Source organism: Aquilutibacter rugosus (assembly GCF_036541335.1).
Classification (GTDB): Bacteria; Pseudomonadota; Gammaproteobacteria; order Xanthomonadales; family Xanthomonadaceae; genus Aquilutibacter; species Aquilutibacter rugosus.
The window spans coordinates 762755-787842 of record NZ_JAZHBO010000002.1 but is presented as its reverse complement, the minus strand read 5'-3'; the positions used below and the strand labels follow the sequence as shown (position 1 = coordinate 787842).

Genomic DNA, 25088 nt, shown 5'->3' with positions numbered 1-25088 from the left:
TTTTCATGAGTCTGACTGATTTCTTCATTTCCACTGCGCATGCGCAGACCGCCGGTGCGGCGCCGCAGGGCGGCATGACTTCCATGCTGCTGATGTTTCCGTTGCTGTTCATCGTCATGTACTTCCTGACGATCCGTCCGCAAATGAAAAAGCAAAAAGAACACAAGGCCATGCTCGATGCGTTGGCCAAGGGCGATGAGGTCCTGACCAACGGCGGTATCGCCGGTCGCGTCGTCGCCATGGGCGAGCAGTTCGTGAGCGTTGAGATTGCCGATAACACCGTCATCCGCGTGCAAAAGGGTGCGCTGTCCATGGTGTTGCCTAAGGGCACGCTGGCTAAGGCCGCTTAACCTGAGTTCCCAAGGCGGATCGGCAACGGTCCGCCTTCGTTTTACCGAGTATTCCTCATGCTGACTTTCCCCCGCTGGAAATACGCGCTGATTCTGCTGGTCACCTTGTTTGGCCTGCTGTATGCGCTGCCCAATATCTACCCTCAAGACAGCTCCGTGCAGATCAGTTCCGCACGTGGTGCACCGATCAATGCCCAGCTGCAGCAACGCGTCAAGGCCGATGTAACGGCTGCCGGCATTCAGCCCAAGGCAGTGGAAATTGATCCTAAATCGCTGCTGGTGCGCTTGAGCAATCCCGATGACCAATCGCGCGCTGCGGATCTGCTGCGCTCCAAGTTGGGCTCGGACTACGTTGTTGCGCTGAACCTGGTGTCCAACGTGCCGGACTGGTTGAGCAAGCTGGGCGCCCGGCCGATGCAGTTGGGACTGGATTTGCAGGGCGGTGTGCACTTCACCATGCAGGTGGATCAGAAGGCCGCGCTGGATAAGCGCATGGAAGCTCTGTCCGAAGAGGTCCGTACCCTGATGGCCGATCGCAAGATCGCCGTGACCGGTGTCGAGCGCGGTGCCGGCAACTCCGTCGTGATCAAGCTGGCTAATGCCGCCGACCTCGATAAGGCCGTCACCCAGCTGAGCCTGTCGCAACCCGACATGCGGATCGATTCGGGCGCAGACACCGTCACCATGACGCTGTCTGCCGCTGCGCTGGATCGCTTTGCGACCGAAGCGGTCGAGCAGAACGTCGGCACGCTGCGTAACCGCATTAACGCCCTTGGCGTGGCCGAGCCGATCATCCAGCGTCAAGGCAAGGACCGCATCGTAGTTCAGCTGGCCGGTGTGCAGGATACCGCTCAAGCCAAGCGCATTCTGGGTGCAACGGCTACGCTGGAATGGCGTGCCACTGTCGATGGCGATGCAGTCGCTGCCGAACAGACCGGCATCGTTCCGCCAAATGCTCGCGTGTTCTACTACAAGCAACAGGCACCCGGCCAACCGCCGATTCCGCTGCTGCTTAACAAGCGACTGATTGCCACAGGTGACCAGATGGTCGGCGCATCGGCCTCTACCGATCCGCAGTCGGGTACGCCTTCGGTGAACGTCAAGCTCAATGACGCAGCCGGTCAGCGGATGTTCGACTTCACTAGCCAGAACGTCGGCAAGAATATGGCGGTCGTGTATGTTGAACGCATCCCCGAAGTCACGATGGTCGACGGCAAGGAAGTGCATTCGACCCGCGTCAGCGAGCAAGTGATCTCCAACGCAACCGTCAACGGTGTGTTCGGTAAGGACTTCATCACGTCCGGTCTGGGCTCCATGCAGGAAGCTCAGGATCTCGCGCTGCTGCTGCGTTCGGGTTCCTTGGCTGCACCGATGGACTTCGTTGAAGAACGAGTCGTTGGTCCTTCGCTCGGCAAGCAGAACGTTGAGAACGGCCTTAAAGCCATTCTGTTCTCGTTCGGTTTTGCGCTGGTCTTCTTCCTGATTTACTACCGCATGTTCGGCATCATCACCTGTCTGTCGCTGCTGCTGAATCTGTTGCTGCTGATTGCAGTGATGGGCCTGTTCGGTGCCACACTGACCCTGCCGGGCCTGGCCGGTATCGCGCTAACCGTCGGTATGTCGGTGGATGCCAACGTGCTGATCAACGAGCGGATCCGAGAGGAACTTCGCGACGGGTTGCCGCCTAAGAAGGCGATTGCAGAAGGTTACGATCGCGCATCGGGCACCATTGCCGACGCCAACCTGACGGCAATTCTGGCCGGCATCGCGCTGTTCGCATTCGGAACCGGTCCGGTTAAGGGCTTCGCGATCTCAATGATCGTCGGCATCCTGACCTCCATGTTTACCGCTGTGACCGTATCGCGCGGCTTGGCTACGCTGATTTACGGCGGCAAGCGCAAGATCAAGTCGGTCGCCATCTGACGGCCGGAGTAGAACCATATGAAACCGTTTAATGTTTTCCCTTACGGGTCCAAAATTAACTTCATGCGTCTGCGCTGGGTCAGCATTTCGCTGGCTGCATTGCTGGCCGTGGCTGCCGTCGTGGGCATTGCCGTAAAGGGCTTTAACTTTGCTCTGGACTTTACCGGCGGTACTGCGACCGAGCTGGTGTTTGAAAAGCCGGTCGATGTCGAGCAGGCCCGTGCCAAGCTCCAGGCTGCAGGTATGGATGATGCGCAAGTCCAGACCTTCGGTAACGGTCAGGAAATCCTGGTTCGCATGCAAACAGCAGGCGAAACTCAAGGTGCAGGCCCGTCAACGCAACACACTGCGGACCGCGTACTCAAGACGCTGAACACTGCCGAGAACCCGGCACGGATTCTGAGCAGCGAGTTTGTCGGCCCGCAAGTCGGTAAGGATCTGGCTCAGAACGGAGTCTGGGCACTGCTCTTTGTGGTGGTCGGCTTCCTGATCTACATCTCGTTCCGGTTCGAAAAGAAGTTCGCTATTGCGGCCGTTCTGACCACCTTGCACGACGTGCTGATCTGTCTGGGCTGGTTTGCCTGGACGCAGCACGAGTTCGACCTGACCGTGCTGGCCGGCGTGCTGTCGGTGATGGGTTTCTCCATCAACGACACGATCGTGGTGTTTGACCGGGTCCGTGAGAACTTCAGAACCATGCGTGCAAATCCTGAGCAAGTTCTCAATGCGTCCATTAATCAGACGCTGTCACGTACGGTGATTACTTCGTTCGTGGCCTTCCTGTCGTGTTTTGCGCTGTACATGTACGGCGGTCAGTCGATGCGCGGCATGTCCGAAGCGCAGATGATCGGTATCATCATCGGCACGCTGTCGTCGATCTTCATTGCATGCCCGCTGCTGACAATGAGCTTCCTGCGCGTAACTCAGGAGGATCTGATGCCCAAGGAGTCGTACGACGCCGAGTTGGCACGTCGCCCTTAATCGGGCAATCCGCTGCAACAGAAAAGGCCGCCCAGGGCGGCCTTTTCTTTGCGGGGTCCACGTGAGCCTAGAATTCCCTGTCGTAACCGGTGGCCTGGATACGGGCAAGGAGGGCATCGGCACACTTGATATTGCCTGCCAGCAGTGGGCGGCCGTCGAGATGCTCTGCGCTCATTGCGGCCGTCTTGTTGCCCTTGAAATCACTGACCTTGCCGCCGGCTTCGCGGACCATCAGAATGCCGGCTGCGATATCCCACGGTTTGACGCCGGCTTCGAAGTACGCTTCGGCACGACCGGCAGCGACGTACGCGAGATCGAGCGCAGCCGAACCGGTGCGGCGAATGTCCTCGGCCACTTCAAGGACGTTTTCGACGGTGCGCAGGTGCGGGCCGACGCGGTCGCGTTCACGGGGCGGGAAGCCGGTGATGATCATGGCTCCATCGAGCGACTTGCGGTCGCTGACGCGGATGCGTTTGTCGTTGAGCATGGCGCCCGATCCCTTGGAGGCGGTGAACAGCTCGTTTCGGATCGGATCAAAGATCAGACCGTGGACCGGTTCGCCGTCTTCACACAGGGCAATGGAAACACAGAAGTGGCCGATGCCATGCAGGTAGTTGCTGGTGCCGTCGAGCGGATCAATGACGTAGCTGAACTTGCTGCCCCTGCGCGGTGCAGTGATGCCGCTTTCTTCGGCGATGATGCCGTAGTCGGGCGTGGCGTAGCGGAATTCCTTGATGATTTCCTGTTCCGCTTTGCGGTCCACTTCGGACGCGTAATCGAGACGGGCCTTTTGCTCCACCTTGAGCGAATCCAGGCGGTTCATATGATGCAGCAGGACATTGCCGGCGGCACGCGCGGCTTTGACCATCAGCGTGATGGCGGGCTTTTGCATTGCAGAGGTCTCCGTAACGATCGCAAGCGGACAGAATGGGTAAGAACGGTCGGCGCTCAGGCCGTGTGAGAGTTTATCATGGACCGTCATGAGCTCAGTTTCCCCATTCGATACAGCGCAGGATTCCTGGCGTCGTCAAATCCGCTTTGTGCTGGTCGGCACGCAACATACCGGCAACACCGGCTCCGCGGCACGCGCCCTTAAGACCATGGGATTCTCGGATCTGTGGCTGGTGGCCCCGTCGCGCCGGCCTGACGAGACCGCGGTCGCCATGGCTGCAGGTGCCGAGGACCTGCTGCAGGCCGCCACGATCGTAGAGTCCCTGTCCGAAGCGCTGGCGGATTGCTCGCTGGTGATTGGCACCACGGCCCGCAGCCGTCGTATCGGCCTGACCGAGTGGACGCCGCCACAGGCCGCAGAGGCAGCCTTAGGACAAATCAGCGCGACCCCGACAGCCAAGGTGGCCGTCGTATTCGGCCGCGAGCGTACGGGGCTGACCAACGATGAGCTGCAACGCTGTCACGCAGGTCTATGTATTCCCGCCAATCCCGATTACAGTTCCCTCAACTTGGCCTCTGCGGTGCAGATTGTTGCGTATGAGCTGAACCGCTCGGGTGCCGAGTCACTGACGGCTGCGCCGGCAATCGCGCAACCTGCAACCCACGCCGACTGGGAAGGCTTCTTTGCCCAGACGGCAGAGATTCTGGAACTGATCGATTTTCACAAGGGCCGTTCGGCCAATTCGGCTTTGTACAAGTTGCGGCGGGCATTTCTGCGCGCGCCGATGGATCAGCGTGAAGTGCGCATGTTGCGCGGAGTGCTGCACGACATGCAGCGGGCATTGCGAATCAAGTCGACCGACTCCGACTGATTGGGTCGTCAGCCGAGCAGGCGTGCGCTCCAGTCAGTCGCGGCGCGAATCAGCGTGCCCGACAGAATTCCAAAGACCAGAATGACCCCAATGGTGATGACCCAGTTCAAAACGAGCAGGACCCCGTCGCGCTCGATATAGGCGATGCAATACGACAGCAGCAGTACGCCGAAGGCAAAGTTGGTAAACGGAATCGGCAGCAGGACCAGCACCCCGAATACGGTCAGCAGAATGCCGCTAAACGCGTTCCACCCGTATTGATCAAACAGGAACGTGAGGCGAGGGCGGATCAGTCGCTCAATGCGTCCAATCCAGGGTTCGACACGGACGCGGGCACGCGCAAAGAAGCTACGTCGCACGCTCTTGCGTTGCACGAACTTGGGCAATACCGGACGTCGGCGACCGAACATCAGTTGCAGACCGGCCAGTATCACCAGGGGACCCGACAGGCCGCCGGCCAATCCGGGAACGGGGTTCATTGCCAGAAGCCCGGCACCGAGGAACAGTACGGCGAACGCACGGCGTCCGAATGCGGCGAGCAAGTCGCGAATCTCCACGCGGCCATCCGGATCGCCATCGGCCAGTCGCGCGAGCAACTGCGCCGTACTTTGTCCGGAGTCTTTGGAGCGCGGCTGCATGAGCTTGGGCTAGGCCGCCTCGTCTTCGGGCGGCGCCTTGTGGGTCAGCAGTAATTTGTCGACACGCGGGCCATCGAGATCGACCACCTCGAGTTGCCAACGCCCCCACGAAAACAGCTCGCCGACGTGCGGAATGCGACCCAGATTGGCAATCAGAAAACCGGCAGCCGTAACGAAGTCGTGATCATCTTCCTGCGGCAATGAGGAAGTGCGAAGGAGCTCCTTGAACTCTTCGATGCCGAGTTTGCCGTCCAGCAGGTAACTGCCGTCCTGACGCTGCACCACGTGCGGTTGCGACTCGGACTCGGTCACGTCTTCGATGCGACCGACAATGGCGCCCAGAATGTCGTTAATGGTTACCAGTCCGGCCACATCGCCATACTCATCGACTACGATGGCAACGGACTGATGTTCCTCGCGGAAGATTTCGAGTAAGCGAACAATGTTGGTGGACTCGGCCACGTACAGCGGTTCACGCAGCGTCGAGAACAGGCGTTCAGTGCCAGCACTTTCGGTGCTCGAAGGCAGCATCTTGGTTTCAAGAATGCCGGCGATGTCATTGTCACTGCCGTCACGCAGTACTGGATAGCGCGAGTAGGGGCGTTCGCGCATGATCTGCAGGTTTTCTTCGTACGCGGCTTCGCGATCCAGCCAGACAATTCGATTGCGCGGCGTCATAACCGAGTCGGTGGTGCGATCGCCAAGCGACAGCACGCGATTCATCATCTTGCGTTCGTCCGCATCGATGACGCCCTGTTCATGGCTCTCGGTCACCAGAAGGCGAATTTCCTCTTCGCTGATGGCCTGGACGCGATCATCGCGTATGCCGAACAGACGCAGGAACAGCCGGTTGATGGTGCCAAGAATGCCAACCACCGGTTTGGCGGCATTGGACAGAATCTGCAAAGGACGCGCGACTGCGGAGGCAATTGATTCCGGATTGGTTAGCGCCAGACGCTTTGGGATGAGTTCGCCGAAGATCACATTGGCCGCGGTAATCACTACCACGGCGGTGGTGATGCCAATGGGATGCGCATAGCGAACGGCATCGGGAAAGGTGCTGCCCAGCCAACTGCTCAGCCAGGCTCCAAGTGCATCGCCACCGAACAGACCTGTGAGCACGCCAATGGCGGTAATGCCGACTTGCACAGTGGAGAGCAGATTGTCCGGATTTTCGGACAGTTCGAGCGCGACCTTGGCGCCGGCCGAGGTCTCGGACATCTGGCGAAGGCGCAGCTTGCGGGATGTCATCAGCGCCATCTCCGACATGGCAAAAAAGCCATTGCAGAGGATCAGAGCGGCGACAATAAAAAGTTCTACCATAGAGGCTGCATCTTAACAGTTTGCCCCTTGCCATGGCGTCGCGGCCCGAACTCAGTCCGAATCCAGTATGGCTTGCCATTCAGGCCATCCCTAAAGGCAGTACGGCCTCTTACGGTCAGATCGCATTGCGGGCGGGCTACCCGGGACGAGCCCGCTGGGTAGCGCGGGTGCTTGCCTCCGGCAGTGGACCGGAACGTCTGCCCTGGCATCGCGTAGTCCGTTCCGATGGTTCCATCGCGTTTCCGCCGGGCTCCCCTGAATTCGAGGAGCAGGTTCAGCGGCTACGGGCCGAGGGCGTGGTAGTCCGCAATGGCCGCGCGTCGGCCGATTCGCGGCGCGGCTTGGACGAGGCCATCTGGGGCTAAGCACTCAGCGACAATGCAGCGCGCTCACGTCAGGATCGTTACAATCGGCGAATGTTTAAAAATATGCCGCCTTTTACTCGTCTGGTGCTGATCATTTGCGTAGTCGTTGCCGTAGCGCAATGGCTGTTGCCGTATGACCTGACGGAGCTCCTAGCTCTGCATCCGCTGGATATGACGCATCAGTTGCCCGATGCGTATCGCCTACGCCCATGGCAACCGCTGACCTACGCGTTTGCGCACGGTGGACTGGGGCATCTGGTCATGAACATGCTGGTGCTGGTGATGTTCGGATCGGCGCTGGAACATTACTGGGGCACCAAACGGTACTGGCGCTATTACATTGCCTGCGCGCTCGGCGCCGCGATCGTGCAGCTGATTGCAAGCGAATACGTCCTGCAGCAGGCCGACGGCCAGGTGGCTGCGGTGGTCGGTGCATCCGGTGCCCTGTTTGGGTTGCTGATCGGCTACGGTATGCATTTTCCGGAGCGGCGTGTGATGCTGCTAATTCCTCCGATTCCCATGAAGGCGCGCACACTGGTCATCCTGATCGGTCTTGCGGAGACTTTGTTCGGTGTGATGGGATGGTTGCCCGGCATTGCGCACTTCGCCCATTTAGGTGGTTTGCTGACCGGGTTCCTGCTTAATCGCTACTGGCTGCGGCCCAATCCGCTCGCGCGCTAGAAAAAACGCCCGGCATTTGCCGGGCGTATTGTTTTGCAAGCAAAGTAGGCTTAGCGAATCAGCGCCACACTCGAACTTGCGCTGCCGGCGCCACCACCATCGGAGCCGTTGCCGGGCACGAATACGTGGCGGCAAATTCGGGCAGACTGCTGAGCGGAATATTGGTACGCCATTCGCCCGGCGCAAACGCGCTTTCCCGTGCATCGGCCGCCGCCACGGCCGGTGACAGTTGCTGTGCCCACACGCCGGCCCAGCCTTCGAAAAATGGCTTCATGTCTGCACCCGGATAGGCCTTAACGAAGGCATCACGAGCGAGCTGCACGCCGGTCTGGTCGGCCATCGCGACATTGAGCACCTGCGAGCCGTCGACGCGTGCCGCCGGATTGGCCATGTACGGCTTGCCCTGATACTGCGACGACAGGGCGCGAGCAGTGCTTTCGTAACGATCGAGATCCTGCTGCGACCACCAGTTGCCGATGCGGCCGTCGGAATTGATCATCCGGCCGTCGAGATCAAAGCCGCGGGAAATTTCGTGACCGACCATGGCACCAAGGCTGCCGTACCAGCGAGCGGGCACGGCCGTTTCAGAATAAATCGGTGCCTGCAGTGCAGCTGCGGTAATGATCAGACGATTGTGCTCGGGCTCGTAAGCCACGCTTGGAGTCTGCGGCAGCACATCCCAACGGCGATCGGAATTGCCCTTACCGATGCGCTTCATTTCCTGCGCGTGCTGCCAAGTTGAGGCGATCAGAATGTTGCTGCCAAACGACCCGCGACCCATCGGTTGAATGGTGTAGTCGAGATCGCGCTTGGGATAGCCCACCTCGATAGAAGTCCGGCGTACCTTGGCCAGCGCCTCGGTCTTGGCCGCGGCACTCAAGCCGGTGTCGCGTTCGATGGCATCCCCCATTGCAGTACGCACCGTGGCGGCAATGCGCTCGGCATTGCTGCGCGACTGCGAGCTCATGAAGCGTGCTGCATATTCACGGCCCAACATGGGACCCGCAGCGGAGTTCACTGCGGCCAGCGCCTGCTGTGCACGAGTACCGGCACTGCTGCGGCCCTGCAGAATTCGGCCGCGAAAATCAAACGCTGCATCGCGCCAGGTCCTGGACAAATACGGTGCCATGGAATCGGCTATGCGCCAGCGCAGGTAGCTGCGCCATTGCTCGGCCGAATACTTGCCGACGAGTCCGTTGACGCCTGCAAAGTATTGCTCGTCCGCAATCGATACCACATCGTCCTTGACGCCTTGCACCTTAAGGAAATCCTCGAGCTGCAGCAGGGGATAACGACGGTTAAGTCCCTTGGTCGTGACCGTGGCGTACTGCGATTGCAGAATGTCGAGATCGGCATTGGCTTTGGACAGCGCAGCGATATCGGATTCAATTGCCATGACCCAGCTCAGTTCCTTGCTGACGTTGGCCTGCGTGGTGCCCGACAGCAACAGCATGCGGCTAACGTAGGCGCGATACTCCTGCATCAGCTTGGTGATCTCAGTACTGCGGTTGCTGTAGATCGCCGAATCCGGAAGGCCGATGCCACCTTGTGTAAAGTAACCGATGCTGCGATTGAGATCCTTGAGATCCAAGTCTGCGGAAAAGTTGAACAGAACCGGCAAGCCAATCTGATGTAGGGCGGCTACCGAGGGCGCGACATCGCGCGCATTGCGTATGCCGTTGACGCGGCTGAGCAGCGGTGCAATCGGATTCGCGCCATCGGCCTCGATACTGGCTTCGTCCAGACCTGAGGCCCAGAAATCGCCGAGAATTTTCTGCACGTTGTTTTGAGGTTGCGTCATGAATGAGTTGAGCAACGCCGCCTGCTGGCTCTCGGCATTCAGGCGCAGCAGATTCAAAGCCGAATACGAACTCACGCCGGTGCCAAGCGGGTTCTCCTTAAACCACTGCTGATTGGTGTACTGATAAAAATTGGTGCATGCCGTTGGGGTCGTAGCGGCTGCGGGCTTTGCGGATGTCTTGGCAACGCCCGATTTCTTGGCAGTAGCCGATTTCTTGGTTGTTGCCTTTTTGGTGGCAGCTTGAGCAGAAGGTGCGCTCGTCGCGATAAGCGACAGGCCCAATACAATTCCGGTGGCAACTTTCGACAAGTGGTAACGCATTCAGTAACACTCCGCAGTACGGCGGGAACAGAACGCCCAGCATACCATTGCCCCATAAAAAAACGGCCCGAACACCGCAGCGTTCGAGCCGTTCATGAGACAAGTTCTATCCGTTAATTACCAGATATTCACTTTCGTGTCGTCGCCGTTCACCATCTTCTGACCGGTCTTGCACTGGAATGCGGCCGCAAAAGTCGGCAGGTTCGAAGGGGCACCAATGGCTCGGAAGTTGGCCGGGGCATGCGGGTCAGTGGTCAGACGAACCTTGGCTTCCTCATCCTTCATGGCACGGCGCCACACGGTGGCCCAGTTCAGGAAGAAGCGCTGATCGTTGGTGAGACCACCGATCATCGGATCGGGCTTGCCGGCGGTTGCGGCTTTCATTGCATCGTAAGCAGTGGACAGACCGCCGAGGTCGGCGATGTTTTCACCTAGGGTCAGCTTGCCGTTGACGTGTTCGCCCAGCAGTTCATAACTGTCGAACTGCTTGACCAGTTTGTCCGTACGCGAGGCAAACTGCTTGGCGTCCTGATCGGTCCACCAGTTGCTGAATTTACCGGTTGCATCAAAGCGCGAGCCCTGATCGTCATAGCCGTGGATCATTTCGTGACCGATGACGGCACCGATACCACCGTAGTTCGCGGCATCGTCAGCCTTCGGATCAAAGAACGGCGGTTGCAGGATGGCAGCCGGGAACACGATTTCGTTCATCAGCGGGTTGTAGTAGGCATTGACCATTTGCGGCGGCATGCCCCATTCGGAACGATCAACCGGCTTGCCGATCTTGTCCAGTGCCCAGTTGTAGTTGAACTGCTGCACCGCTTGCAGATTGTTGTAATAGCCGTCGCGACCGGTCTTCAGACCCTCCCACGAACGCCACTTGTCGGGGTAACCGATCTTGGGCGTGAACGAGGACCATTTTTCGATGGCCTTGGCCTTGGTTTCCGGGCTCATCCATTCGAGTTTCTCGATGCGAGCCTTGAGTGCCGTGCCGAGGTTCTTGACCAGAGCCTCCATGCGGGCCTTGGATTCGGGTGAGAAGGCCACGCCAACGTACATCTGGCCGAAGGCTTCACCCGCACCGTTTTCGATGGAGTCGAGAACGCGCTTGGAACGTTCCTTCATTTCAGCCTGACCGCGCAGGGTCTTGCTGTAGAAGTTGAAGTTTTCCTGCACGAAGGCATCGGACAGATACGGAGAGGCGGAATCGGCAGTGTGGTACTTGAGATACGACTGCCAGGTAGTGGCCGGCACGTCGGCGAGCATGGCGCTCACTTCCTGATGGAACTTGGGCATGGCCAGCGAGAACTTGGCCGGTGCGGCAACACCTTGCGACTTGAACCATTCCGACCAGCTGAAGTTTGGCGTCAGCTTGTCCGCTGCAGCCAGGTCGACCGGGTTGTAGTACAGCTCGGTGTCGCGCGAGAGTTCTTCGGACGAGAACGAAGCCTTAGCCAAGCGGGTTTCAAACGTGATCACTTCGTCGGCTTGCTTGGCAGCGTCAGCGGCGGGCACGCCAATCAGCTTCAGGACATTCGCAACGTGAGCGCGATAGGCTTCGAGCTTGTCCTTCTTTTTGGCATCGGTGTAGTAGGTTTTGTCAGGCAGGCCCAGGCCACCTTGACTGGCGTAGGCGATGTTATTGCCCGGATCCTTAAAGTCCGCTTCAGGACCGAAGCCGAACAGGAAGTTATCACCCTTGCGAGCGGCGCTGCGCAGGTAACTGACGATTGCTTCCTTGGAGTTCAGTGCGCTGATGGCATCCAGGTCGGCCTTGATCGGGGTGAAGCCTGCCGCATTGATTGCAGCTTGGTCCATACCGGTGGCGTACAGATCGCCAACAATCTTGTCGACGCCGGCAGCGCTCTTGTTGGCGGCTGCCTGCTCGGCCAGTTGCTTCTGAATTGCCTGTGAGCGCTCATCGAGCATTTCGAAGGCACCCCAGGAGGTGCGATCGCCCGGGACCGGGTTAGCGGCCAGGAACTTGGAGTTAGCGTAACCGGCAAAGTCTTCGCACGCGTTCTTGGTCGTGTCCAGGTCGTCGACCTTGAACGAGTTCATCGGCGGGAGCTTGGACTGATCGATGGTGTACTTGCCGGTGCTGGCGGAACCGCCGGAACCGGAGTTTGCTTCGCCGTTGGCGACGCTGCCGTTGCATCCGGCCAGCGCAGCGGAAACTGCCAGTGCCAATGACAAGGTCTTGGGGAATTGCATAGAAACTCCAAATGATGAATGGCCCGGAATACGGGCCGCGTACGTTCGAGTATAGAGCGACCGGGGGGACTGTAATGTTCCAAAAGTCATGGGTGGGGCTCTAAGATGGAGGTCAGTTCGACGGCGGAAGCTAAAAATCATGCAAATACAATTCAGCGGTGGTGCGGGCGGCGACGTCACGGGGTCATTGCACATCGTCGAGGCGGGCGGACGACGGTTTCTGCTCGATTGCGGCATGATCCAGGGTGATGCGAATGCCGAGCGCCGCAACCTGCTGCCGTTTGATTTCGATCCCGAATCAATGGATGCGGTGCTGATCTCGCATGCGCATATCGATCACATCGGTCGGTTGCCGCTGCTGGTCAAGCGGGGTTATCGCGGTCCGATCTATGCGCAACGGGCCACCGCCGATCTGATGCCGATCATGCTGCTGGATGCTGCCGGTATTCAGGAGGGCGATGCGGAGCGCTTCAATCGGCGTTTGCGCAGTGGTCAACAGCCGATGGAACCGCTGTATACCCGCCGCGATGTCGAGCAATGTCTGTCCTTGATCCAAGCTTGCGAGGATCAGACCGACATCGATCTGGGCGAGGGAGTGGTTATGCATCTGCATGAGGCGGGCCACATCCTGGGTGCCTGCAGTATTGAGCTACGCCACGGTGGCAAGACGCTGCTGTTCTCGGGCGATCTCGGTCCGCGCAACACACCCATCCTGCGGGATCCGGCCCCGCCAACGAGCGCCGATCTGGTGCTGCTCGAATCCACCTACGGTGACCGACTTCATCGCGACAAGGCCATGACGATCAGCGAAATGGGCGAGATTCTGGACACCGCGGCTCGCACCGGCGGCAAAGTCATCATTCCTGCGTTTGCAGTGGGACGCACGCAGGAGTTGCTGTACTGGATGGCGCAATACTACGAGGAGTGGAACCTGCGAATGTTCCGCATTTTTATCGACAGTCCGATGGCCATCAAAGTGATTGATGTCTACGAGCGCAACAAGGATCTGTTCGATGAGCACGCGCGCGAAGTCTGGCAGAAGAAGCCCAATCCTTTCAGCATGCCCAACCTGACGCTTAGCGAATCGGTCGAAGATTCACAGGCGATCAACGAGGTGCGCGGCCCTGCCATCATCATCGCCGGTAGCGGCATGGCCAATGCCGGTCGCGTACTGCATCATCTGCGTCATCATTTACCGAATCCGACGACGCAGGTGTGCATCGTGGGCTATCAGGGTTACGGTACGCTCGGACGGCGCTTGGTTGATGGCGCCAAGACGGTGCGGATTCACGGACGCGACGTTCCGGTGAAAGCGACCGTGCATACTTTGGGCGGACTCTCGGCGCATGCCGATCAGAAAGGCCTGACCGACTGGTACGGCGAAATCAAAAATCGCCCGCCGGTAGTGCTAGTTCATGGCGAAGACAAAGCCCGCGAGGCGATGGCCGCAAAACTCGCCGAACTGTACGGCGCCGATGTGGATCTGGCGATGCCGGGCGAGACGCGCACGGTTTAAAAGTCGACTTCCGGCGATCCCGGTTGGCGTTGGCTCTGTTCATACGGCGAACTAAACGGGATTTCTTCGGGCGATACAGCGCCGCCGGAGATGATAAAGCTCATCGCCTGATCCACAGTCCAGTCGGTCGGTGTCAGATATTCAACGGGCACGATTTCCAGATAGCCCGAAGTCGGGTTGGGCGTCGTGGGAACGTAGACGGCAGCCAGTTCGCGGCCGGTGTCGCGCTCGCGCATGACGCGTGTGACCATGCCCAGCGTTTTCATGTCGCGATTCGGAAAATCAATCAGCACCACACGTTGCGTACCGTCGGGTTTCGTCTGCAGGATATTGAGCAGCTGACGCACGCTGCCGTATACCGTGTTGGCCAAGGGGATTCGGCGGATCAGGCCTTCGAAATAGCGCAACAGGGTTTGGCCGATCATGCGTCGTGCCATCCAGCCGGTAAACAGAATGAAGCCGACGGTTGCGATCAGGGCGACGGCCGACATCACCCATGGCTGAGTCATCCATTGCAGTGAAGGATCACCGCCCGCAAGTGTCTGCAGTGCCGGTCCAACGATGGGGCTACTGACTCGCGACAGCAGCTTGAACACAAAGCTCAGCATGACCCATGTCAGCCACAGCGGCAGCAGGGTCAGTACGCCGGCTACAAACAGCGACTGCAGTGAACGGGGTTTTGGATCGGCCACGAGGGGTGCTCCGGTTTAGAACAGCAGCGACGACATCTTGCGACGATAGCGCGCAACGAGCTCGGTATCGGGCAGGATGCGGAAGGCATTGATTAGCGTGCGGCGGGCCAGGTCATCCTGATAGCTGCGATGGGTACGCAGCAAATCGATGAGCAGCTCCAGACCGGTTTCGGGTTCGCCGTGCAGGAGTTGGGCGACTGCGGCCGCATGCAGATCCTGTGGCTCCCCGTTTGCTGCGGCATTCAACAGTTCAGCAACGGAGCGGTCGGCGGGCAGGCTGTCGAGCAGTTCGAGATGGGATTGCGCGCGCTGTGCTCGCGCATCCGTAGCGAGATTGGCCGGCAAATGCGTCAGTAGCGGACGGGCCTCTTCGGCATCGCCGGTCATCAGCAGGGCGATGGCCAGATCCAACTTGCGCTCATCGTTGGCCGGCTCGGCAGTAACGGCCTCACGTGCGGCGGTCAGCACCTCCTGCGGATCGGCAGCAGGTTCCGAGTCGGTTGCCGGTTCGGGTTCGTCCGCAGGCACTGTGGGTTCAATGCCGTGCTTGGCCAGAAACTGACGCACTTGCGCCGGGGGCAGGGCGCCCGCAAAGCCGTCGGCGAGTTGGCCATCTTTTACCAGCACAACAGTCGGAATCGATTGAATACCGAACATGGCAGCAAGTTGCTGGTTGGCCTCGACATCGACTTTGGCGAGACGGAACGCACCGTTGAACTCCGCAGCCAGTTGCTCCAGTGCAGGGCCCAGGGTCTTGCAGGGGCCACACCATTCCGCCCAGAAATCCAGCAGGATCGGCGTCTGCAGCGAGGCTTGCAGCACTTCGGTCTCGAAGGCGGCCTCGGTGACGTCGAATACATGGGTGTTTGGTGCCATGATGGGGCTCCGAAATAATCTAGTTGCATTGTAGATGGTGACATCGGCTTACAAACTCAAGCATTGGCCGCCGTTTCTGGCCCGCCTGCAATTCGCCGTGCTGAGCCTGGTCGTGTTGCTGGCGCTGATCGCGCTTGGCATGCGCGGATGGATGCATGTCGGTCCCGGCGCACTCGCAGCGCATGGGAGTGACGCCGCATGGCTCTGGCGTCTCGGCACGATGGTGTTGCCCGCCGTCCTGACCGCTGCCATCTCCGGCCGGTGGTGGTGGAAGGCCCAGCAGTCGCCGGTGCGCATCGCGGCCCTGCTGATACTGATGTCGGCGCTCGGCAGTCTGGCGCTGGCGCTTTGGCCGCTGCGTCTGGACACCCCGCTGGACCCGATCAATGCCAAGGCAGGACTGGCATATGCGTTGTGGTGGCTGTCCGGGACTGCCGCCGCAGTGGTAGCCGCCTTCGGCCTGAAAAAACCGATCGTGACGGTGATCGCGGCGCTGCTGGTGGGACTGGCCGGTCTGCAGATCTCGGGCGTCTTGAACCTGACGTCCCCGGCCCTGGTCGGCTGGTTGCAGCTGCTCCTGTTCGCGCTAGGTTTGGACCAATGGGTCCGAGTCACCTACACTAAGGAGTTCACCCAACGCCAAAGCCCAGAAGTACAGCCGTGAGCGACTCCGCCGTCAACGAATCCGTCTATAGCCCTAAATCCGTCGAGTCCAAGGCACAAGCCTATTGGGCCGAACAGCGGACGTTCGAAGTCGACGAACAATCGGACTTACCCAAGTACTTCTGCCTGTCGATGCTGCCGTATCCCTCAGGTGCGTTGCACGTCGGTCACTTGCGTAACTACACGATCGGCGATGTGATCTCGCGCTACCGCCGCATGAAGGGCTACAACGTGCTGCAGCCCATGGGTTGGGATGCCTTCGGTCTGCCAGCCGAGAACGCCGCAATCAAGAACCGGACCTCGCCCGCTACCTGGACGTACGCCAACATCGAACAGATGCGCGGCCAACTCAAGGCGATGGGTCTGGCCATCGACTGGACGCGTGAATTTGCAACCTGCACGCCGGCGTACTACGTGCACGAACAGCGTCTGTTTACGCGTCTGATGAAAAAGGGCTTGGCGTACCGCAAGAATTCGGTCGTCAACTGGGATCCGATTGATCAGACCGTGCTCGCCAATGAGCAAGTGATCGATGGCCGTGGCTGGCGCACCGGCGCGCTCGTCGAAAAGAAAGAGATTCCGCAGTGGTTCCTGCGCATTACAGACTATGCAGAGGAACTGCTCGATGGTCTGAAGGACCTGCCGGGTTGGCCGGAAGCCGTGCGCACCATGCAGGCCAACTGGATCGGTCGCAGCGAAGGTCTGCAAATTCAATTTGCAGTCGAAGACGCAGCGGGCCAGTCATTGGATCCGGTTACGGTCTATACCACCCGTCCCGATACGCTGATGGGCGTGACCTTTCTGTCGGTAGCGGGCGATCATCCGCTGGCTCTGCATGCCGCGCAAAGCAATCCCGAACTCAAGGCCTTTATTGACGATCTGCGTCAGGGCGGTGTCGCCGAAGCCGAACTGGAAACGCAGGAAAAACGCGGCATGGCCACCGGACTGTTCGCGGTGCATCCGATCAGCGGCGAGCGCGTGCCCGTGTTTGTTGCCAATTTCGTGCTGATGACCTACGGCACCGGTGCCGTTATGGCCGTGCCCGCGCACGATGAGCGCGATCACGAATTCGCAGCCAAGTACGACTTGCCGATCAAGGTCGTGATTGCCCCTGCGGCTGACACGGATCTGGCTGCGCACGAACAGGCCATCCGCCAAGGCAGCGCATACACAACCAAGGGCGTGCTGGTAAATTCCGGCGAGCTGGACGCGTTGGACTTTGGTACGGCCTTCGACAGCTTGGAACAGCGATTGAGTGCGGCCGGTATCGGTTCGCGTCAGGTCAACTACCGATTACGCGATTGGGGCGTCAGCCGTCAGCGTTACTGGGGCTGTCCGATTCCGGTGATCTACTGCAAGGACTGCGGTGCCTTGCCGGTGCCAGAGGATCAGCTGCCGGTGGTGCTGCCGGAAGACGTTGCGTTCAGCGGCGTGCAATCGCCGATTAAGGCGGATCCGCAGTGGCGTCAAACTACCTGTCCGCAATGCGGTGGCGCAGCGGAGCGGGAGACCGATACGTTCGATACCTTTATGGAATCGAGCTGGTATTACGCGCGCTACACCTCGCCCGGTGCCGAGCAGCTAGTCGATGAGCGCGCCCGTTACTGGACGCCGGTCGATCAGTACATCGGCGGTATCGAGCACGCCATTTTGCATTTACTGTATTTCCGTTTCTTCCACAAGCTAATGCGTGACGAAGGCCTGCTCGATAGCGATGAGCCTGCGCGCAATCTGCTGTGCCAAGGCATGGTGGTCGCCAACACGTTTTATCGCCAGCACGCCGATGGCAGCAAGGACTGGTTCAATCCGGCCGATGTGGATGTGCATACCGATCCCGACACCAAGGTCACGTCGGCTACCTTGCGTGCCGACGGTGCGCCGGTTGTGATCGGCGGCACGGAAAAGATGTCGAAGTCCAAGAACAACGGCGTCGATCCGCAGTTCCTGATTGGTGAATATGGCGCCGACACGGTCCGCATGTTCTCGATGTTTGCTGCTCCGCCGGAGCAGTCGCTGGAATGGAGCGAGGCAGGTGTCGAAGGTATGGCCCGCTTCCTGCGTCGTTTCTGGCGCGAGGTTGTTGAATTTACCGAAGGCGGTGCCGCCCCTGAGCTGCAGGTAGATACCTTGAATGCCGCTCAACTGGAGCTGCGCTCCAAGCTGCACGAAACCATTCGCAAGATTGACGATGACTTTGGTCGCCGTCTGAGCTTTAACACCGCGATTGCGGCGCTGATGGAGCTGTATAACGCCGTCAGTAAGTTCCGCGATGACAGCGAGCAAGGACGTGCCGTTAAGTTCGAGTGCCTGCGTGACATGGTGCTGATGATCAGCCCGATCGCTCCGCACATCGCCTTTGAGCTGTGGCAGCGACTGGGGCACTCTTCGGTAGCGCTGGAGACAGTCGCCTTCCCGGTCCCCGACGAGCGTGCACTGCAGCGTGCCACCGTGACGCTGGGCGTACAGGTCAATGGCAAGCTCCGCGGCACCGTACAGGTGGCGCCCGATGCGGACAAAGCCAGCATCGAAGCGCTGGCTCTGGCCGACGCGGGCGTCCAGCGGGCGCTGGCCGGCTTGAGTCTGGTGAAGGCCATTGTGGTCCCGGGCAAGATCGTGTCGCTGGTCGCCAAATAACCGGCGTTCAGTTCCGCGACGTTTTTCGCTTGAAGCCGATGCCATCCTCGGCGACACTGTTGCACATGACCAAATTCACGCCCAAGCTCGTCGTCCCCGCCATCGTTGCTGTACTGATGCTGTCGGCCTGCGGATTTAAGCCCCGTAGCGCCCTTGTGTTGCCGGATGATTTGGGTCCGGTCTTGGTGGCATCGCAAGATCCCAATAGCCGCCTCGCCGATGCGCTCGAGCGTCGTCTGGCCGCCGCCGGGATTCCGCTAAAAGATGCCGAGGCCGGTTCGCCACTCAACCCCGATCCGCGCAAGCCGGTCGATTACACCGGCAACGCCGTGCTGGATCTCAAGACCGAGCGTTGGGGCGATCTGCCGATTGCACTCGATAGTCAGGGCCGTGCGCAGGAAAACTCGCTGCGATACGCTGTTGTGTTTGAGGTGCGTGATGCCGACGGCAAGGTGACCTTGCCGGAGCAGACCATTGAACTGTCCCGTGACTATGTGGCCTCGCCGACCAATTCCATCGGTACCGAAGGTGAGCGCGAGGTGCTGGTCCGTGAAATGCAGCGCGACATGGTGAGCTCCATCCTGTTACGCATTGACACCGTTTACCGCCGCATTCAGGCAGAGAGCGCTCAAGCCAAAGCGAAGCCCTAATCCGCATGGAAATGCCGCCGGACAAGCTGGTCGCGCAACTGGCAGCAAACCCACCGGCGTCGCTGTACCTGATTGCCGGACCCGAGGCGCTACTGGTGATTGAGGCAGCCGATGCGGTCCGTAAAGCAGCGCGGCAAGCGGGCAGCACCGAGCGTGTAATCTTCGAAGTGACCGCTGCCGATACCAACAAGGCCAAGGATACAAACTCGGTCTGGTCGGAAATCGAGGCAGCACTGAATGCGCCCAGTTTGTTCTCGCCCTGTCGTCTAATTGAGATTCGCCTACCCACCGGGCGCCCCGGCACCGAGGGCGGCAAATTTCTGGAACGCATCGCCAAACAGCCCCCACGCGGTGACATCGTCATGGTGCTCGCCGATGAGTGGTCGAAAAAGCATGAGGGCAATTGGTCCAGGGCGTTCGAAGCGAACGGCGTGGTTAGCGTTGCCTGGGCAAAAAAGCCGGGCGATCTGCCCGCGTGGTTAGGTCAGCGACTGCGCTCGCGCGGACTCCAACTGGACACCGACGCCATCCGTGTGATTGCCGATCGGGTTGACGGCAACCTGCTCGCAGCCGCGCAGGAAGTCGACAAACTCTGCCTGCTGCTCGGAACCACCGACACCACTTTGAATGCCGAACAGATTCGCGCTCTCGTTGCGGACCTGGCGCGTTTCGATGTGTTCCGCTTGCTGGAGGCAGCCTGGAACGGGCAGGGTGCGCAAACGCTGCGCATGCTCGAAGGCTTGCGTCAGGAGGGCGAGGTGATTCCGGCGCTGATGGGTATGGTGATCATCGAGCTCAAGATTACTGCCGCGCTCAGTGCCGCTGCCGGTTCCGGCTCTTTGGATCGCGCATTCAGTGAGCGTCGCGTATGGCCGGCTAAGCAGGCCATGTACCGCCGCGCGCTGGAGCGGCACGGCTATCGGCGCTGGCAACGTTTCCTGGTCGAGGCCGGCAAAGTCGATCGGGCCTCTAAGGGACGCGAAGTCGGTGACGCCTGGGTGCACCTGCAACGGCTGCTCGTCGCTATCGCCGCGCCGGGCGGCATTGGCCTGTTACGAAGCGAGATTGCGGCCGCATGAGCAGCGCCCTGACGGTGCTGTATGGCGGCACGTTCGATCCGATCCATCTTGGCCACCTGCACATTGCCCGTGCAGCGCGCGATCGTTTGCAGGCCACCGTGTCGCTAATGCCGGCGGCCGACCCGCCGCACCGCGAGCTAACCGGCGCAAACGCCGCACAGCGCCTGGCGATGGTGCGTCTGGCGGTTGCGGACGAGACGGGGCTGCAGGTCGATGCACGCGAGCTGGAGCGGGATGAGCCTTCGTACACGGTGGAGACCTTGCGGCAGTGGCGTGCTCAGCACGGCAAAGAACGACCCTTGGCCATTCTGATTGGCGCCGACAGTTTTTTGAGCTTGCCCAGCTGGTACCGCTGGCAGGAACTGGCCGATCTGGCGCATCTGGTCATTGCCGAGCGGCCCGGCCATCACACCGAAACCAGCCAGTCGCCGGAATTGCGGCAAGCCTATGCTGAGCGATTTACCGATCGAGCGCAGGACCTGTCGGGCCGTCCGGCCGGGCTGGCTCTGCGCCTTCTGCAATCGGAAATGGACCTGTCGGCGACGCGAATTCGGCGCGAGATCGCTGCCGGAGGCCCTGAATGGCGGCTGGGGGTCAAGCCGGCGGTCGCCCGCTATATTGAACAGCACGGTCTGTACGGATGCCCGCAAGGCCTTCGTGCTGACATACACTAGTGGCAATTAAATGCCACGTCGCAGAGGAATGTTTTTGAACAACGATCAGGCCCAAGTCATTAAGACGCAACTTCCCGATCCGCCGCCGTCACCCGAGGCGCTGCTGAAGGCCGTTGAAGAGGCAGTTGATAATCTCAAAGCCAAGGACACCGTCGTTATCGATGTGCGTGGCAAGAGCTCGGTCACCGATCATATGGTGATCACCTCGGGTACCTCGACGCGGCACGTCAAATCCATCGCTGACGAAGTGGTCAAGATGGTCAAGCGTCTGCAGGTGATGCCATTAGGTGTCGAAGGCGAGCGTGAGGCCGAATGGGTGCTGGTGGATCTGGGCGATGTCGTAGTCCACGTCATGCTGCCGCGCGTGCGTGAGTTTTACGCGCTGGAACGCTTGTGGACGGTCGGTGATCAACCGCCGGACGACGAGTCCGATTTCGACGCGTAAGTTCGTTGCATGAAGGCGAAGCTGATCGCCGTTGGTGAGCGGCCGCCGAAATGGGTGACCGAGGGCTTTGCCGATTACCGCAAGCGCCTGTCGCACTGGTTACCGCTGGAGCTGGCGGAAATTGAGCCCGGACTGCGCGGCAAAGGTCGTGATACCGCCAAAGCCATGACCGATGAAGGGGCCCGCGTGCTGGCCGCAATTCCGCGTGGCAGCCATGTGGTGACACTCGATGTCCCCGGTCGCCAGTGGAGCAGTGAACAGCTGGCCGATCGCATGGAATACTGGCGAGGGCAGGGCCGCGATCTGGTGTTTATCATCGGTGGCCCCGAAGGCCACTCCGACGCCGTCAAGTCCGCAGCCGCTGAGTCCTGGTCCCTGGGGCACATTACCTTGCCGCACATGCTAGTACGCCTGGTGCTGACGGAACAGCTCTATCGTGCGTGCGCGCAACTGGCCAATCATCCTTATCATCGCGGCTAACAATCATCGTGCCGAAAAGAAAAGCCGCCCAAGGGCGGCTTTTCTGTGCCCGGATATCGCTAAGAACTCAGCGACCCAGTTCAAAGACGATATTGAGCGCAACTTCGACGGCGGTTTCGCCGGTTTCAATCGGAGTCGACTCGGCTTTGCCCATGGCACGGGCATCGGCCATCGTCGGACGCGCGTAGAACACGCGTGGCGAGTTGCCTTCGTCAATGGAGACAATGCGGCGAACGTTCAGCCCCAGCGTCTGTGCGTACAGTTGAGCACGGGCCTGAGCCTGTTTCAGTGCATCCTTGCGGGCCTCGTTCAGCGCGGACGTTTCGTCATCGATAGCAAAGGATGGACCATTGATCTGATTGGCACCGTTGGCAACCAGTACATCCATGATCTTGCCGATGCGGGACATGTCACGCACTTTGACGTTGACCGTGTTGGAGGCGTTGTAACCGTTGATCACCGGCGGCTGGTTATCGCGGTAGGTGTAATCGGGATTGAGATTGATGCCCGAGGTCTGAATGTCCTTGGCGGCAACACCCTCTTTCTTGAGCGCGGCGATGACCTTGGCCATCAGTTCCGCATTGGCGCGCATGGCGGCGTTGGCATCAGCATTGCGTGTCACCACACCGGTGCTGAAATTGGCAACGTCGGGCTGACGGCTGGTCTTGCCGGTGGCATTGACGGTCAGCAGCGTGGAGTCGGCCGCAATTTGCGGGGCCACGGTGGTTTGTGCCGAAGCGGAACCGGCAGTAGACATGGTGAGGGCTCCCGTTGCCAGGGCAACTGCCAGGCTCAGTTTGTGGAAGGCATTCATAGCAACGTTCGATTCCTTTTGAAGGCGATTGAGGGTCATCTTGCATGGCCGCAGGTGAATGAATGGTGAGTTCGACGGCTAAAACCGCCAATCTTCCGGCGACATGTACTCCGCGTTAGGCCTGCGGTTGGTATCCTTTCAGAATGCTCTATCTTGCCTCCAAATCTCCCCGCCGCCGTGAGTTGCTTGAACGTCTCGGCGTTCCTTTCGGTGTACTCGACTTGGACATTCCGGAGCAGCAAGGCCCGAATGAACCTGCCGATGATTACGTGCGTCGTGTCGCGCGCGAAAAAGCGGGTGCCGGCCTGATGGACGTCATGACCACCCCCGGCGCCATCGTGCTGGGCGCGGATACCGAGGTCATCCTTGATGATCAGGTGTTCGGTAAGCCGGCGGATCGTGCTGATGCCGAACGCATGTTGCGCTTGCTCAGTGGTAGAACGCATCGGGTGCTGACCGCCATCACGGTGCTTGATGCCGGCCGCGAACAGTCCGAAGTCAGCGAGTCGCTGGTCACGTTCGATGCGCTCGACGATGGCGTGATCACCTGGTATCTCAGTACCGGCGAGTGGCAGGGAAAGGCGGGCGCCTATGCCATCCAGGGTCATGGTGAGCGACTGATTCGACGTCTCGAGGGCAATTACTCGGGCGTTATGGGCCTGCCGATGCAATTGACCGCCCACCTGCTTCTTAGTTTTGGCATGCATCCGTGAGCGAAGAGATTCTCATCAACGTGACGCCGCACGAGACCCGTGTGGCCGTGGTCGAAAACGGCATGCTGCAGGAGCTGCAGATCGAGCGTGGCAGTACCCGCGGCGTGGTCGGTAATATTTACAAAGGCAAAGTCCAACGCATTATGCCGGGGATGCAGGCCGCATTCGTGGATATCGGTCTGGAGCGCGCTGCCTTCTTGCATGCCGGAGACATTGCCGATGCCTGGGCCGACGGGTCGGGCGAGGCCAATGATCGTGAGCCCGGTGCTCCGCGCAGCATTTTCGAATTGCTTCGCGACGGTCAGGAACTGCTGGTGCAAGTGGTTAAAGATCCGATTGGCACCAAAGGTGCCCGCGTCACTACGCAGATCAGTGTGCCTTCGCGCCATCTGGTGCTGTTGACCCAGACCGATGCAGTGGTGGTGTCGGCCCGTATCGATCAGGAATCCGAACGCTCGCGTCTGCGCGGCCAGATGCTGGAACTGCTGGCGCAGCGTCCGGCGGTATCGCCACCGCGCGGTTATATTCTGCGGACCAACGCCGAAGGGCAGCAGGCGGAGTCATTGGCCGAGGACATTGACTATCTCGATCGGGCTCTGGATTCGATCCGTGAAAACGCGCGTACAGCTAAGGTGGGAATGTGCGTCTACGAGGATCTGAGTCTGCCATTGCGCGCAGCTCGCGATCTGATGCGTCAGGATGTCGAGCGCGTCAAAGTGGACTCGCGCGAATCCTATGAGCGACTGCAGGAATTCGCTAGCCGTTTCATGCCGGCGCTGGCCGACAAGATAGAACATTATTCGGGTTATCGTCCGATTTTTGATTTGTACGGAGTGGAGGATGAGATCTCCCGCGCTCTGGAAAAAAAGGTGCCGTTAAAGTCGGGCGGTTCGCTGATCATTGACCAGACCGAGGCGATGACCACAATTGATATCAACACGGGTTCCTTCCTCGGGCAGCGTAACCCCGAGGAAACGGTGTACAGAACCAATCTGGAGGCGACCCACGCCATTGCCCGGCAATTGCGACTGCGCAATCTCGGCGGCATCATCATTATTGATTTCATTGACATGGTGGATCCGGAGCACAAGCGTCAGGTTCTGCGTCAGCTCGAGAAATCACTGCAGCGCGATCACGCCAAAACCACGGTCTATGATTTTTCGCCGCTGGGTCTGGTCGAGATGACGCGTAAGCGCACCACCGAAAGTCTGGAGCGCCAGATCAGTGAACACTGCGATCATTGCGGTGGTCGCGGAATGATCAAGACCGTAGAAACAGTGACGCATGAGATCTTTCGCGAGATCGTGCGGCAGAACCGCCAGTTCGAAGCGCAGAAGTTACTGGTCATCGGCGCACCCAAAGTCATGCACCACATCACCGAGGACGAGTCGGTCGCAGTCGCCGAATTAGAGGAATTTATCGGTAAATCCGTGCGCTTTCAGGCGGATGATCAGTACTCTCAGGAGCAGTACGACGTGGTGCTACTGTAAGA

Annotated in this window: 24 protein-coding genes; 16 read left to right on the top strand and 8 right to left on the bottom strand. The window is 59.7% G+C overall.

Features of this window, described 5'->3' with window-relative positions; all coding sequences use genetic code 11:
• Positions 1-5 precede the first annotated feature (5 nt).
• Genes yajC through secF form a run of 3 tightly spaced genes read left to right on the top strand, consistent with a single transcriptional unit; the run spans position 6 to position 3254 of the window.
• On the top strand, positions 6-350 hold the full coding sequence (gene yajC / locus V3390_RS08980) for a preprotein translocase subunit YajC (RefSeq protein WP_331704150.1): 345 nt from the start codon (positions 6-8) through the stop codon (positions 348-350).
• A gap of 57 nt (positions 351-407) precedes the next feature.
• Positions 408-2273: a protein translocase subunit SecD gene (gene secD, locus V3390_RS08975; RefSeq protein WP_331704149.1), complete on the top strand. Its 1866-nt coding sequence runs from the start codon at positions 408-410 to the stop codon at positions 2271-2273.
• Positions 2274-2291: 18 nt separating this feature from the next.
• Positions 2292-3254 (top strand): protein translocase subunit SecF, encoded by a 963-nt coding sequence (secF, locus tag V3390_RS08970; RefSeq protein WP_331689962.1) that lies wholly within the window; start codon positions 2292-2294, stop codon positions 3252-3254.
• Between the two features lie 67 nt (positions 3255-3321).
• Here the strand turns inward: secF and V3390_RS08965 are convergent, their stop codons facing one another.
• Complete coding sequence (locus V3390_RS08965; RefSeq protein WP_331704148.1) at positions 3322-4146, bottom strand: inositol monophosphatase family protein; 825 nt, start codon at positions 4144-4146, stop codon at positions 3322-3324.
• An 88-nt stretch (positions 4147-4234) separates the two neighbouring features.
• On the opposite strand from V3390_RS08965, the gene V3390_RS08960 reads away from it, so the two are divergent.
• The gene (locus V3390_RS08960; protein WP_331704147.1) at positions 4235-5017 is read left to right on the top strand and encodes an RNA methyltransferase; all 783 of its coding nucleotides are present in this window, start codon (positions 4235-4237) and stop codon (positions 5015-5017) included.
• Positions 5018-5025: 8 nt separating this feature from the next.
• Here the strand turns inward: V3390_RS08960 and V3390_RS08955 are convergent, their stop codons facing one another.
• Together V3390_RS08955 and V3390_RS08950 are read right to left on the bottom strand one after the other, a co-directional pair.
• On the bottom strand, positions 5026-5655 hold the full coding sequence (locus V3390_RS08955; protein ID WP_331689965.1) for an exopolysaccharide biosynthesis protein: 630 nt from the start codon (positions 5653-5655) through the stop codon (positions 5026-5028).
• 9 nt (positions 5656-5664) lie between these two features.
• Complete coding sequence (locus V3390_RS08950) at positions 5665-6978, bottom strand: hemolysin family protein (protein ID WP_331689966.1); 1314 nt, start codon at positions 6976-6978, stop codon at positions 5665-5667.
• Positions 6979-7010: 32 nt separating this feature from the next.
• On the opposite strand from V3390_RS08950, the gene V3390_RS08945 reads away from it, so the two are divergent.
• Positions 7011-7343 carry an MGMT family protein gene (locus V3390_RS08945; RefSeq protein ID WP_331689967.1) on the top strand — a complete coding sequence of 111 codons (333 nt, stop codon included), beginning with the start codon at positions 7011-7013 and terminating at the stop codon, positions 7341-7343.
• Positions 7344-7406: 63 nt separating this feature from the next.
• Complete coding sequence (locus tag V3390_RS08940; protein WP_331689968.1) at positions 7407-8024, top strand: rhomboid family intramembrane serine protease; 618 nt, start codon at positions 7407-7409, stop codon at positions 8022-8024.
• Between the two features lie 58 nt (positions 8025-8082).
• On the opposite strand, the gene V3390_RS08935 is transcribed toward V3390_RS08940, so the two are convergent.
• Both V3390_RS08935 and V3390_RS08930 read right to left on the bottom strand, forming a co-directional pair.
• Positions 8083-10146 carry a M13 family metallopeptidase gene (locus V3390_RS08935; RefSeq protein WP_331704146.1) on the bottom strand — a complete coding sequence of 688 codons (2064 nt, stop codon included), beginning with the start codon at positions 10144-10146 and terminating at the stop codon, positions 8083-8085.
• A 117-nt stretch (positions 10147-10263) separates the two neighbouring features.
• On the bottom strand, positions 10264-12360 hold the full coding sequence (locus tag V3390_RS08930) for a M13 family metallopeptidase (protein ID WP_331704145.1): 2097 nt from the start codon (positions 12358-12360) through the stop codon (positions 10264-10266).
• Between the two features lie 139 nt (positions 12361-12499).
• Between V3390_RS08930 and V3390_RS08925 the strand changes: the two genes are divergently transcribed.
• Positions 12500-13876, top strand: coding sequence for an MBL fold metallo-hydrolase (locus V3390_RS08925; RefSeq protein ID WP_331704144.1), 1377 nt, complete (start codon positions 12500-12502; stop codon positions 13874-13876).
• Here V3390_RS08925 and V3390_RS08920 read toward each other — a convergent pair.
• Together V3390_RS08920 and trxA are read right to left on the bottom strand one after the other, a co-directional pair.
• The gene (locus V3390_RS08920) at positions 13873-14568 is read right to left on the bottom strand and encodes a DUF502 domain-containing protein (RefSeq protein WP_331704143.1); all 696 of its coding nucleotides are present in this window, start codon (positions 14566-14568) and stop codon (positions 13873-13875) included. The two genes, V3390_RS08925 and V3390_RS08920, sit on opposite strands and share 4 nt — an antisense overlap.
• 15 nt (positions 14569-14583) lie before the next feature.
• Positions 14584-15444, bottom strand: coding sequence for a thioredoxin (trxA, locus tag V3390_RS08915; protein ID WP_331704142.1), 861 nt, complete (start codon positions 15442-15444; stop codon positions 14584-14586).
• A 34-nt stretch (positions 15445-15478) separates the two neighbouring features.
• Here trxA and V3390_RS08910 point away from each other — a divergent pair, with 34 nt between their 5' ends.
• The 7 genes from V3390_RS08910 (at position 15479) to rlmH (ending at position 22069) form a co-directional block, all read left to right on the top strand.
• Positions 15479-16108, top strand: coding sequence for a hypothetical protein (locus V3390_RS08910; protein WP_331704141.1), 630 nt, complete (start codon positions 15479-15481; stop codon positions 16106-16108).
• Positions 16105-18741: a leucine--tRNA ligase gene (gene leuS / locus V3390_RS08905; protein WP_331704140.1), complete on the top strand. Its 2637-nt coding sequence runs from the start codon at positions 16105-16107 to the stop codon at positions 18739-18741. Before V3390_RS08910 ends, leuS begins: the two co-directional genes overlap by 4 nt.
• A gap of 65 nt (positions 18742-18806) precedes the next feature.
• On the top strand, positions 18807-19391 hold the full coding sequence (locus V3390_RS08900) for an LPS-assembly lipoprotein LptE (protein ID WP_331704139.1): 585 nt from the start codon (positions 18807-18809) through the stop codon (positions 19389-19391).
• Positions 19392-19396: 5 nt separating this feature from the next.
• Positions 19397-20470: a DNA polymerase III subunit delta gene (gene holA / locus V3390_RS08895; protein ID WP_331704138.1), complete on the top strand. Its 1074-nt coding sequence runs from the start codon at positions 19397-19399 to the stop codon at positions 20468-20470.
• Positions 20467-21144: a nicotinate-nucleotide adenylyltransferase gene (gene nadD, locus V3390_RS08890; protein WP_331704137.1), complete on the top strand. Its 678-nt coding sequence runs from the start codon at positions 20467-20469 to the stop codon at positions 21142-21144. The genes holA and nadD overlap by 4 nt, the downstream gene beginning before the upstream one ends.
• Before the next feature lie 28 nt (positions 21145-21172).
• Positions 21173-21589 (top strand): ribosome silencing factor, encoded by a 417-nt coding sequence (rsfS, locus tag V3390_RS08885; protein ID WP_331689979.1) that lies wholly within the window; start codon positions 21173-21175, stop codon positions 21587-21589.
• A 9-nt stretch (positions 21590-21598) separates the two neighbouring features.
• Positions 21599-22069, top strand: coding sequence for a 23S rRNA (pseudouridine(1915)-N(3))-methyltransferase RlmH (rlmH, locus tag V3390_RS08880; RefSeq protein WP_331704136.1), 471 nt, complete (start codon positions 21599-21601; stop codon positions 22067-22069).
• Between the two features lie 67 nt (positions 22070-22136).
• Here rlmH and V3390_RS08875 read toward each other — a convergent pair whose 3' ends face one another.
• Complete coding sequence (locus V3390_RS08875; protein ID WP_331704135.1) at positions 22137-22883, bottom strand: SIMPL domain-containing protein; 747 nt, start codon at positions 22881-22883, stop codon at positions 22137-22139.
• A gap of 143 nt (positions 22884-23026) precedes the next feature.
• Here V3390_RS08875 and V3390_RS08870 point away from each other — a divergent pair, with 143 nt between their 5' ends.
• Positions 23027-23596 carry a Maf family protein gene (locus V3390_RS08870; RefSeq protein ID WP_331704134.1) on the top strand — a complete coding sequence of 190 codons (570 nt, stop codon included), beginning with the start codon at positions 23027-23029 and terminating at the stop codon, positions 23594-23596.
• Positions 23593-25086, top strand: coding sequence for a ribonuclease G (rng, locus tag V3390_RS08865; RefSeq protein ID WP_331704133.1), 1494 nt, complete (start codon positions 23593-23595; stop codon positions 25084-25086). Before V3390_RS08870 ends, rng begins: the two co-directional genes overlap by 4 nt.
• The last annotated feature ends 2 nt before the right edge of the window (positions 25087-25088 follow it).